Source organism: Streptomyces sp. XD-27 (assembly GCF_030553055.1).
Taxonomy (GTDB): Bacteria; Actinomycetota; Actinomycetes; order Streptomycetales; family Streptomycetaceae; genus Streptomyces.
In genome coordinates this window covers 1,324,668-1,337,209 of the sequence record NZ_CP130713.1, presented here as the reverse complement: position 1 = coordinate 1,337,209, position 12,542 = coordinate 1,324,668, and the positions used below count along the sequence as shown (strand labels likewise).

The following is a 12,542-nucleotide window of genomic DNA, read 5'->3' as shown; positions in this document are numbered from 1 at the left end:
GTTGAGCACCCCAAGCGTGTCCCCGGACGGACCGCTCGCCCTGACCAGCGCCCAGTTGGGCATCTGGAACGCGCAGCGCCTCGAGCCGGACTCGCCGTACTACCTGGTCGGCGACGTGGTGGAGATATCCGGCGGCGAGCCGGTCGACGTGGACGCGCTGGTCGAAGCGGTGCGGGCGACCACCGAGGAGGCCGAGACCCTGCGGCTGCGGGTGTACGACACCCCGGAGGGGCCGCGCCAGGCGGTCGGCGACGAGCCGGTCGAGCCGCCCCGGGTGGTCGACGTCAGCGGCGAGGCCGATCCCGTCGCCGCGGCGGGCGCGCTCGTCGACGCCGAGCGGGTGCGGGTGGCCGCGGAGTGCCGGGGGATGGTGGACCGGCCCCTGTACGCGCGCACCGTCATCCGGCTGTCCGACCGCGAGGTCTGGTACACCCAGCTCGGCCACCACCTGGTCTTCGACGGCTACACCGCCGCGATGCTCGCCCGCCGCACCGCCGCCCGCTACACCGCCCTGGTACGCGGGACCGAGCCGCCGAAGTCGACCTTCGGCGCCTTCGCCGCCCTCGTCGCCGCCGACCGGGCCTACCGGGACAGCGACCGGTTCGCCGAGGACCGCGCGTACTGGGTCGACCGGTTCACTCCGCTGCCCGACCTCGGGGATGTCGACGCCGCCGCGGGGCCGCCCGACCGCACCCTGACGACCCGCGCCGTCGTCACGCCCGACGAGACGGCCCGGCTGCGCGAGTTCGCCGACCAGGAGGGCGTCACCTGGGGCGAAGCCCTGATCGCCGGCTACGCCGCCTTCCTGCACCGCATGCTGGGCCGCACCGACGTGGTGTTCGCGCTGCCGCTGATGTGCCGGGCGGGCTCGACCGAGCTGCGCACCCCCGCCATGGCGGTCAACGTGCTGCCGCTGCGGGTGACCGTCCGCGGCGGGGACAGGCTCGGGGAGCTGAGCAGGCGGGTCGCCTCCGCCATGCGCGAGATGCGCGACCACCAGCGGTACCGGGGAGAGGACCTGCCGCGGGACCTCGGCGTGCCCGGCGCGGGCGCGCTGCTGCACGGACGCGGGATCAACCTCAAGGCATTCGACCTGGCGATCGACTTCTCCGGGGCCACCGGGGTGATGCGCAACGTCGCGGGCGGTCCGCCGGAGGACATGGGTCTGAGCGTCCTGCCGACCCGCGACGGCGGGCTGCTGCTCGGCTTCGAAGTCGACGCCAGGACCGGCGACCAGGCCGCGGTCGACAGCAAGCTGTCCGGGCTGCGGGCCCTGCTGGCCGGGCTCACCGACGGCCTGCCCGTGGGACAGATACCCCTGGCCGACGACGTGGAGCGGCTCCTCGCGGACTGGGCGCCGCCCGCCCTGCCCGGCACGCCGCTGGACGTGCCGACCGCCTTCGACGCGATGGTCGCCGCCGATCCCGGGCACACCGCCCTGGTGTGCGGCGAGGACCGGTTGTCCGCCACGGACCTGGCGGGCCGGGTGCACCGGCTGGCCCGTGCGCTGCGGGCCCGCGGGATCGGGCCTGACGACATCGTGGCACTGGCGCTGCCGCGCTCGGCCGACTCGGTCGTCGCCCTGCTGGCGGTGCTGGACGCGGGCGCCGCGTTCCTGCCCCTGGACGCCACCCACCCGCCCGAGCGGCTGCGCGAGCTGATCGACGACACCCGCCCCGCGCTCGTGCTGACCGCCGGCGCGGTCGACGGGCTGCCGTGGAACACCCTGCTCGTCGAGGCCGCCGGTCTGTCCGGCGCACCGCTGACGGCCGATGAACTGGCCGCGCCCCGGCACCCCGAGCACCTCGCCTACGTGATCCACACCTCCGGGTCGACCGGACGCCCCAAGGGCGTGCTCGGCCGGGTCGGCGGCCTGGCGGGGCTGCTGCACCACCAGCGGTCGACGGTCGTCGCGGAGGCCGAGCGGGCCGCGGGCAGGCGGCTGCGCGCCGCCCACACCTACTCGTTCGCCTTCGACTCCGCGTTCGACCACCTGGTGTGGCTGCTGTGCGGGCACGAACTGCACGTCTACGACACCGAGACCACCCGCGACGCCGACGCCCTGCTCTCCGCGTACGCCCGCGACGGCATCGACATCGTGGACACCACGCCGTCGATGGCCGCGCCACTGGTCGACGGCGGCCTGCTGGACCGGCGGCCGACGCTGCTCGTCCTCGGCGGGGAAGCCACCCCGCCCGCGCTGTGGCGGCGGGTCGCCGAGTCGGGGATCACCGCGCGCAACATGTACGGGCCGACCGAGGCGACCGTGGACAGCACCACCGCTCGGATCGACGGCGACGAGCCGACGATCGGCCACCCGCTCGCGGGCACCCGGGTCCTCGTACTCGACAACGCCATGCAGCCGGTGCCGCACGGCACGGCGGGCGAGCTGTACCTGGCCGGGCCGCATCTGGCCCGCGGCTACCTCGGCGCGCCCGGGGCGACCGCCGAGCGCTTCGTCGCCGACCCGTTCGGCGCGCCGGGCGAGCGCATGTACCGCACGGGCGACCTGGCCCGGTGGGTGCCCGGCCGGGGCCTGGAGTACCTGGGCCGGGGCGACGGGCAGGTCAAGATCCGCGGCCACCGGGTGGAGACCGGCGAGGTGGAGGCCGCGCTCGGCGCGGTGCCCGGGGTCACGGCGGCGGCCGCCACGGTGCGTTCGGGCCGGCTGATCGGCTACGTCGTGTCCCCCTCCGTCACCGGGGACGCGGTCCGCGCCCACCTGGCCGAGCGGCTGCCCGAGCACATGGTGCCCGCGGCGGTCGTGGTCCTCGATGAACTGCCGGTCACCTCCAACGGCAAGCTCGACCGCGCCGCCCTGCCCGCGCCCGCCACCTCCGGCGGCGGTCGAGAGGCAAGCACCGAGCGGGAGAAGCTGCTGTGTGCGGTCCTCGCCGAGGCGTTCGAGGTCGAGCGGGTCGGTGTGGACGACGACTTCTTCGCTCTCGGTGGGGACAGCATCACCGCGATCACCATCAGCAGCAGACTGCGGGCGATGGGCGTCGAGCTGCGGCCACGGGATCTGCTGGCGCGCCGCAGCTTCGCCGCTCTGGCCGCCTCCGCCGAAGTGGTGGAGGACACCGCCCAGCCCATCGACGACCCGACCGGGCCCGTGCCCGCGCCGCCGATCGTGCGCGCCCTGCTCGACCCGCACCCGGACGTGGACACCGTCGCCGGATACGCGCAGTGGACCGCGCTGCGCGTCGACGAACTCGCCCACGACGACCTGGCCATGGGCGTCCAGGCCGTGCTCGACCACCACGACGCGCTGCGGCTGCGCGCGGGCGACGGCCTGGAGGTGCTGCCCCGCGGTTCGGTGCGCGCCGTCGTCAACGAGGTGCACGGCGAGGAGGTGACCGCGCTGGCCGAGCGCCTCGCCGGTGAACTCGACCCGCGCGCGGGCGACTTGCTGCGTGCCACCCTGGTGAGGACCGGCGACGGCACCCCGGACCGGCTGGTCGTCGTCGTCCACCACCTCGCCATGGACGGCGTCTCCTGGCGTGTCCTGCTGCCCGACCTGCACACCGCCTGCACCGGCGGCACGCTCGACCCCGTCGGCGCGTCCTGGCGGCGGCACGCGCTGCTCCTCGCCGAGCAGGGTGTTTCCGGCGCGCGACAGGACGAACTCCCCTACTGGCGGGCCGCGCTCGACTCCGCGTCCCGCCTGGGCGCCCGCCCCCTCGACCAGACGCGGGACACCGTGTCCACCGCCCACCGGTCGGTCACCGTGGCCTCGCCCGAGGTCACCGAGGCGCTGCTGACCACCCTGCCCGCCGCCTACCGCGCCGGCGTCGACGAGGTGCTGCTCGCCGCGCTCGTGCTCGCCCTGCGGGAGTGGGGCGTGAGCGGCGACGCGACGACCGTCGCGATGGAGGGCCACGGCCGCGAACACCTCGACCTGGCTCGCACGGTCGGCTGGTTCACCAGCGAGTACCCGGTGCGCGTACCCGCCGTCGGCGACGTGGGGCGGGTGCTGCGCGCGGCCAAGGAGGCGCGGCGCGGCGTCCCCGACGGCGGCATCGGCTACGGCGTACTGCGCTCCCTCGACCCGGCGGTCGACGCCGAGTTCACGTCGGCCCCTCCGCCGGACGTACTCCTGAACTACCTGGGCCGGTTCGCCGCGCTGCCCGCTGCGGGCTGGCGCCTGCCGGAGCGCGACGCCTTCTCGGTCGTCGAGCCCGACGCCAAGGCCCTCGAACAGGTCCTCGCCCTCAACTGCTTCGTCCACGAGGAAGGCGCCCCGCAGCTCGCCGTCGAGTGGACGGCCGCGACGCTGGTGCTCGGCACCGACGTCGTGGCGGCCCTGCAGACCGCCTGGGCCGAGGCCCTGGAAGCGCTGGCCGAGCACGCGCGCCACACCACCGGCGGACTCACCCCGTCGGACCTGCCGCTGGTCGACCTCGACCAGAGTGCGATCGACGCCCTCGAACGCACGGGCCGCATCGCCGACGTCCTGCCCGCGACCCCGCTCCAGGTCGGGCTCTCCTTCCACACCCTGGTCCGCGACGACCAGGACACCGACGTGTACGTCGTCCAGGCCGTGACGACCCTCGTCGGCGAGCTGGACCCGGACCGGATGGCCGAGGCCGCGCGCGAACTGCTGCGGCGCCATTCCGCGCTGCGCGTGTACCTGGGCACGGCCGGGGACGAGGTCGTGCAGGTGATCCCCGCCGACGTCGCTCTGGACTGGCGCCAGGACGACCGGTTCGAGGAGGCCGCCCGCGAGGAGCTGGAGCGGCCGTTCGACCCGGCGAACCCGCCCCTGATCCGCTTCCTGCTGTCCCGTATCGGCCCCGACGAGCACAAGCTGGTGATCACCAACCACCACGCCCTGCTGGACGGTTGGTCGATGCCGCTGGTCGGCCGCACCCTGCTCGCCATCTACGCCGAGCTGGGCGGCGGCCCCGCCGCTCCCGCCGCCCCTCCGCTGTCGGAGTACTTCCGCCGGCTGGCGGGCCGGGACCGTGAGGCGTCGCTGGCCGCGTGGCGGGACGCCCTTGCCGGCGTCGACGACGCGACGCGCCTTGCCCCCGCGAGCACCGGGACCGGCGTCGAGCGGCCCGGCCGCGTGACCGTCGGGCTGGGCCGCGCGTTCAGCGACCGGCTGCGCGCCTTCGCCCGCGAGCAGGGCGTCACCCTGACCACGGTGCTCCAGACGGCGTGGGGCCTGCTGCTGGGCAGGCTCACCGGACGCCGTGACGTGGTGTTCGGCTGCCCGGTGTCCGGGCGGCCCGCCGAAGTCGACGGCGTGGAGTCGATGATCGGCCAGCTCGGCACCACGATCCCGGTGCGCGTTCGGCACACCCAGGACCAGACCGCGCGGGATCTGATGGCGCACGTGCACGCCGAGAGCGTCGCCCTGACCGAGCACCACCACGTCGGTCTGCCCGAGATCCAGCGGGCGATGGGCGTCGGTGAGCTGTTCGACACGATGCTGGTGATGGAGAACTTCCCGCTGTCCAGCCGGAAGCGTACTCCGCTCGCCCCCGGGCTCGACCTGGCCGGGGTGGACATCACCGACGCCACGCACTACGCGCTGACCGTGATCGTGATTCCCGACGACGAGATCACGATCGGCCTCGGCTACCAGCCGCACGCCTTCGCCGAGGCGACCGTACGCGACTACGGCCGCTGGCTGCACAACCTCCTGCGGGAGATCGTCGACGACCCGGCACGGCCCGCGATCCGGCTGCCCGCACTCGCTCCCGACGAGCGGGAGCGGATGCTGCGTACCGGCACCGAGGTCGTCCCCGCCAAGGCCCGCGGCCACTGGCTGGACGAGTTCGCCGCCTGGGTGCGCCACAAGCCCGACGCCGAGGCCCTGGTCTGCCGCGACCGCAGCCTCAGCTACGCCGAGCTCGACCGGCAGGCCAACCGCGTGGCCCACGCGCTGATCGAGCGCGGGGTACGGCCCCAGGACCCCGTCGCGGTCCTGCTCGGACGTGACGTCGAGATGACCGTGGCACTGTTCGGCGTGGCCAAGGCGGGCGCGGTGTACGTACCGATGGACGCGAGCTACCCACGGGACCGGCTGGCGTACATGCTCGACGACAGCGCCCCGGCTGCCGCCGTGACGACCGGCGCCGAACTGCCCGCCGAATGCGGGATCCCGGTCCTGCGGCTCGACGACCCGGCCACGCTCGCGTCCGCACCGGACACCGACCCGGTCGAGGCGCGCGCGAAGCTCACCGACGACGCCCTCGCGTACGTCATCTACACCTCCGGCACCACCGGGCGGCCCAAGGGCGTCGGCATCACCCACCGCGGCGTACCCGACCTGATCGCCCTCCAAGAGGAGGTCGTCGGGATCACCGAGCACGACCGGTACCTGCACTTCGCCTCGACCAGCTTCGACGTCGCGTTCTGGCAGACCATGGTGCCGCTGCTGTCCGGCGGCACGTCCGTGATCGCACCCGAGGAGGTGCGCGTCCCCGGCGACGAACTGATCGACTACATCGCCGAGCACCGCGTGACCGGCGTCAACCTGCTGCCGTCGTTCCTGGCCGCGATGCCCGACGACCGCACCGTCGACCCCGACGTGTTCTTCATGGTCGGCGCCGAGCGGCTCGACCCCGCGCTGGCCCACCGCTGGGGAGGGGGCGCAAGGCGCTGTTCAACGCCTACGGGCCCACCGAGGTCACCATCAACTCCGTGACCTGGCACTACGACCCGGACGACGCCGGGCCGCTGCCGATCGGCCGCCCCGACCCCAACGTCCGGGCCTACGTCCTGGACGGCGGGCTCCAGCCCGTCGGCGTCGGCGTCACGGGTGAGCTCTACCTCGGCGGGCCCAGCGTGGCCCGCGGCTACCTCGGCCGCCCCGGGCTGACGTCCGAGCGCTTCGTCGCCGACCCGTTCGGCGCGCCGGATGGGCCCCTCCTGCCCGAGGGAGGGCAAGGAGGGAGGATGTACCGCACGGGTGACCTCGTGCGGTGGCGGCCCGACGGGCAGCTGGTGTTCCTCGGCCGCGTCGACCACCAGGTCAAGATCCGCGGCTTCCGGGTCGAGCTGGGCGAGATCGAGTCCACGCTGACCCGCCACCCCGACGTCCGCGCCAGCGCGGTCATCGTGCGCGAGGACCGGCTCGTCGGCTACGTCATCCCGACCGACGGCGCCGACCTGGACATCGCGCAGGTGCGCGAGTACCTGGCCGGCGAGCTGCCCGACCATATGGTGCCGACGGCGTTCGTGGAGATCGACCGGCTGCCGCTGACCCCCGGCGGCAAGCTCGACCCCGCCGCTCTGCCCGCCCCCGAGACCGCGGCCGCCGCGCGCCGCGAGCCCGCGACCGAGGCCGAGGCGGTTCTGCTCGGCGTGTTCCAGGACGTCCTGGGCACCGACGACATCGGCCCCGACGACGACTTCTTCGCCATCGGCGGCGACAGCATCGTGTCGCTGCAAGTGGTCTCACGGGCCCGGCGCCAAGGCCTCGGCCTGACCGCGCGGGACGTGTTCGAAGGAGAGACGGTCGCCGGCATCGCGGCGCGCGCCCGCGCCCTGGACGGCGATACGGCACCCGCGACCGGGGACGCGCCGCTGACCCCGATCATGCGGGACCTGCTGCGCCGCGCCGGGTCCGCCGCGGACGGGTTCTGCCAGTGGGTGGAGATCTGTGTCCCGCCGGGCGGCGACGAGACGACCTGGCGGGCCGTGCTCGACGCGCTCCTGGCCCGGCACGACGCGCTGCGGGCCCACCTGGTCGACGACGCTCTGCGCGTCACGCCGGTCGGCGCCGTGACCGGCGCCGAGGTGCTGACCCGCGTACAGGCGACGGACGGCCTGCGCGACCTGATCGCCTCCCACGTCGCCGCGGCCCGCGCGTCGATGGACCCGCGCACCGGTCCGCTGCTGCGCGCGGTGTGGGTGGACGCCGGGCCCGACCGTCCGGGCAGGCTCGTCCTGATCGCCCACCACCTGGTCGTCGACGGCGTGTCCTGGCGCGTCCTGCTCGACGATGTGGAACACGCCTACTCCGGTGGAGCGCTGGCCCGGCACGGCCAGTCGTTCCTCGGCTGGGCGCGTTCGCTGCGCGACGCCGACCGGCGGGCCGAACTGCCGCACTGGCAGCGGATGACCGCCACCCCGGCGCTCACCCGGCCGCTCGACCCCGCCCGGGACACCGCGGCCACCGCGGCGCACCACGAGATCTGGCTCGACGCCGACGCGACCCGCGCCCTGATCACGACCCTGCCCGCCGCCTACCGCACCACCCCGGACGCCGTGCTGCTCACGGCACTTGCCCAGGCGATAGGGGCCTGGCGCGGAACGCCGGAGCTGCTGGTCGCGCTGGAGAGCCACGGCCGCCCGACGCAGGTCGACCTGTCCCAGACCGTCGGCTGGTTCACCGCCGTCCACCCCGTACGGCTCGACGCGGGCGACGACGTACGGGCAGTTAGGGAGCGGCTGCGCGCCCAGGGCGACGGCCTCGGCTACGGCATCCTCACCGCGGCGGGTCTGCTGGACCCCGTGGAGCCGGAGGTCGCCTGGAACTACCTCGGTCAGTTCCCCGGCGCCCCGACCGACGAGACGCCGTGGCAGCCGGCCCCGGACGCCGACCCGCTCGGCTCCGGCGGCACCGACGAACTGCCCCTGCCGCACAGCCTGATGGTCAACGCCCTGGTACGCGACGACGCACTCGGGATCCGGATCACCTGGCCGTCCGCGCTGTTCACCCCCGCCGAGATCGAGGACCTGGCCGAGCACCTGCGGACCGCGGCCCTGAACACCGCCGCCGCACCGGAGATCAGGGCGCTCGACCGCGATCGCCCGGTCGCCGAGGTGCAGCCGCTCACCCCGCTCCAGGAGGTGATGCTGCGGCACTCGCGCACCGAGCGCCCCGACCCGTACACGGTGCAGTCGACGTTCTCGCTCGCCGGTCCGCTCGACATCGAGGCCCTGCGGGCCGCGGGTGCGGACCTGCTGGCCCGCCACCCGAATCTGGGCGCGGTGTTCCCCGCCGACCTGGCGGTGATCCCCAAGGAGCCCCGGCCGGACTTCCGGGTGTCCGACGGGCCCGCCGATGAGGTGATGGCGGCCGACCTGGCCGAGCCGTTCGACCTCGCCGAAGGCCCGCTCCTCCGCCTGACCGTGATCCGCTGCGGCCCCGAGCGCGCCGACCTGGTCCTGACCAGCCATCACGTGCTCTCCGACGGCTGGTCGGCCCCGCGCATCCTCACCGAGCTGTTCGTCCTCTACACCGCACGCGTCCAGGGCCGGGAGCTGGACCTGCCCGCACCGGTGCCGTTCGCCGACTACCTGCGCTGGCGCGCCGACCATGAGCCCGATCTCGGCGCCTGGGCCGCCGAGCTGGACGGCCTGCCCGAGGGCGACTACCTGGTGGCCGCCGCCGAACCCGGCCCGGCCTGGCAGGAGCCCGAGCTCATCGAGTTCGACGCGGCCCTCGTCGCCGACCTCACCGACCTCGCCGCCCGGCGCGGCCTGACGCTCAACACGCTGGTGCAGGGCGCCTGGGCCGTGCTGCTGGCACGGCGCTCCGGCCGCGCCGACGTCTGCTTCGGCGCCATGGTCGCCTGCCGTCCGCCGGAGCTGGAGGGGGTCGAGGAGATCATCGGTCTGCTGGCCAACACCGTGCCCGTACGGGCACGGCTCGACGGCACGCTCGCCGAGACGCTCGCCGACCTGCAGGCCCGGCAGCGGACACTGGTCGAGCACCACCACGTCGCCCTCACCGACCTGGAGCGGCTGACCGGGCGGGCGAGGCTGTTCGACAGCCTCGTGGTGTTCGAGAACTATCCGGTCGACCCGGACCGTCTCCGCGAACCCACCCCCGGGCTCACGGTCGTCGAGACCCGCTTCCGCGAGGCCACCCACCACCCGGTGACCCTGACGGTCATGCCGGACGGCGACGGCTGGACGGGCGTGCTCGCCCACCGGGCCGGGGTGGACGTCGACGGTCTCGCCGCCGAACTGCTCGGCCTGCTGCGCACCCTGGGCGGCCACCTCGACGCCGACGTGCTCGACCTCCTGGAGCGGCGGTGAGCGAGAAGACCGCACCACCGCCCGCCAAGGTTGACGCGGACCTCCTGCGGATCGCGTTCATCCTGGTCCTGGGCACCTTCATGGCCACGATCGACGCCACGATCGTCAGCGTCGGCATCGACACCCTGGCGGAGGACTTCGGCGCCTCCGTCACCGAGATCCAGTGGGTCTCCACCGCCTACCTGCTGGCGGTCGTGGCCGCCGTGCCCGCGTCCGGCTGGCTGGCCGGCCGGTTCGGCGGCCGGCGCACCTGGCTCGCCGCCGTCGGCGTGTTCCTGCTCGGCTCGCTGCTGTGCGCGCTGGCCTGGTCGGCGCCCAGCCTGATCGTGTTCCGGGTGGTCCAGGGACTCGGCGCCGGGTTGCTGCCCGCCACCGGACAGGCGCTCCTGGCCCGCATCGCGGGCAGGGAGCGCACCGGGCGGGTGATCAGCATCGTCTCGGTCGTCCCGCTCCTCTCCCCGGTGTTCGGCCCGTTGGTCGGCGGCTCCATCCTGGCCGTGGCGCCCTGGCCGTGGCTGTTCCTGGTGAACCTGCCGATCGGCACGGCCGCTATCCTCCTCGCCCGCCGGTACGTCCCCGAGGTGCCGCCTGCACCGCAGCGGACGGCGTTCGACCTGCGGGGGGCGGCGCTGCTCTCACCCGGCCTGGCCGTGCTGGTGTTCGGGCTGACCGAGGTCGCCCACGGCCGCACCCTCCCGGCCGCGCTCGGCATCGCGGCGGGCCTGGCGATGCTGGTCGCCTTCACCGTCCACGGCCTGCGCACCCGCGCCACCCCCCTGGTCGACCCCCGCCTGTTCACCCGGCCGCCCTTCGGCGCCGCCGCCCTCGCGCTGCTCGTACTGGGCGCGTCCGTGTTCGGCACGATGTTCCTGCTGCCGCTGTACTTCCAGACCGGCCGAGGACTGTCGGCGGGGGAGGCCGGGCTGTTGCTCGCCCCTCAGGGGCTGGGCGCGGCGGCCGGGTCGGTGCTGGTCAATCGCACCATCGACAAGGTCGTGCCCCGGACCCTGGTGGTCACCGGCATCGTGCTGATCGTCGCGGGTACGGTCCCGTTCACCCAGCTCGGCCACCAGCCCCCGGACGTCGTGATCGTCTCGGCGCTCGCGGTCCGGGGCGTCGGGATGGCCATGATCGGCGCGCCCGTGATGAACATCGTCTACAGCCGCATCGAGCCCGAACACCTGCCCCGCGCGTCCGGAGCGCTCAACCTGCTCAACACCGTCGGCGGCTCCGTCGGCACCGCGGCCCTCGCCGTGGTCCTGCAGAACCGGCTGGCCGCCCGCGGCCCGGACATCTCCTGGGCCTTCGCCGACACCTTCTGGTGGGTGCTCGGTTTCTGCCTGCTCGCCGCCGCCGGGGCCACGAGGCTGCCCCGAACCCACGTCAGGAAGCCATGATGCACCCACTGCCCACACCGGCCGATCTCGCCGCAGCCCACCCCCTGCCCCAGGCGACAGCCGAAGCCGTGGCCCGCCATCGCGACACCATCGCCGCCGTCCTCGCCCGCCGGGATCCTCGTCTGCTCGTGGTCGTCGGCCCCTGTTCGGTCCACGACACCACCGCCGCACTGGAGTACGCCGGCCTGCTCGCCACCGCCGCCCGACGCCTCGCCGACGACCTGGTCATCGTCCTCCGCGCCTACCTGGAGAAACCCCGGACCGTCACCGGCTGGACCGGCCTGCTCACCGCTCCCACGCTCGACGACAAGGGTGACCTGGCAGCCGGTCTGCGCCTCGGCCGGTCCTTCCTGACCGAGGCCGCCGCCACGGACCTGCCCCTGGCCTACGAGTTCGTCGACCCCGCCCTTTCCCCGTACGTGGCCGACACGGTGTCGTGGGCCGCCATCGGTGCGCGAACCGTCGCCAGCCAGCCGCACCGCCACCTGGCCTCCTGGCTTCCCATGCCGGTCGGCATGAAGAACTGCGTATCGGGCCGTACCGACACCGCCATCGCCGCCGTCCAGGCCGCCGCCCACCCCCACACCTTCCCCGCCGTGTCCTTCGACGGCCGCCTCGCCACCCTCCACAGCACCGGGAACCCCGACACCCACCTGGTGCTCCGCGGCGGCCCGACCCCCAACTACGACAGGGCGAGCGTGGCGCAGGCCCGCTCGGCCCTCGCAGCAGCCGGCCTCCCTCAGCGCATCGTCGTCGACGCCTCACACGGCAACAGCGGCAAGGACCACAACCGCCAGCCTGCCGTCATCGCCGAGCTGGCCCAGCAGATCAGCGACGGCGACCCCTCCCTGGCCGGCGTCATGATCGAGTCCTTCCTGTCCGATGGCAGACAGGACCCCGCGGCGGAAACACTCCGCCCTGACCTCAGCGTCACCGACCCCTGCCTCGGCTGGTCCCGCACCGTCCCGCTGCTCGACACCCTCGCGCTGGCCTCCCGTCGCCGGTAGCCGCCTCGGCGGCTGGTTCGTGTCGATGGGGCGATGCCGCGCTCGCCGAAAGAGCGCCGAAAAAGCATCGCCGCCGCGCGGAACGAGTGATCCGCACGGCGGCGACGACCGGTGCCCCGGGGCCATGGCGGGGCACCGG

General features: G+C 74.4%; 4 protein-coding genes. All 4 read left to right on the top strand.

Annotated elements, in window-relative coordinates:
* The first annotated feature begins 1 nt into the window (after position 1).
* The 4 genes from Q3Y56_RS05690 to Q3Y56_RS05675 are packed head-to-tail and all read left to right on the top strand — an operon-like array spanning position 2 to position 12,403.
* Positions 2–6,655, top strand: a complete 6,654-nt coding sequence (locus tag Q3Y56_RS05690; protein ID WP_304460866.1) for a non-ribosomal peptide synthetase — start codon at positions 2–4, stop codon at positions 6,653–6,655.
* Complete coding sequence (locus Q3Y56_RS05685) at positions 6,652–9,999, top strand: condensation domain-containing protein (protein WP_304460865.1); 3,348 nt, start codon at positions 6,652–6,654, stop codon at positions 9,997–9,999. The genes Q3Y56_RS05690 and Q3Y56_RS05685 overlap by 4 nt, the downstream gene beginning before the upstream one ends.
* Complete coding sequence (locus Q3Y56_RS05680; RefSeq protein WP_304460864.1) at positions 9,996–11,396, top strand: MDR family MFS transporter; 1,401 nt, start codon at positions 9,996–9,998, stop codon at positions 11,394–11,396. The genes Q3Y56_RS05685 and Q3Y56_RS05680 overlap by 4 nt, the downstream gene beginning before the upstream one ends.
* Positions 11,393–12,403, top strand: coding sequence for a 3-deoxy-7-phosphoheptulonate synthase (locus Q3Y56_RS05675; protein WP_304460863.1), 1,011 nt, complete (start codon positions 11,393–11,395; stop codon positions 12,401–12,403). Before Q3Y56_RS05680 ends, Q3Y56_RS05675 begins: the two co-directional genes overlap by 4 nt.
* The last annotated feature ends 139 nt before the right edge of the window (positions 12,404–12,542 follow it).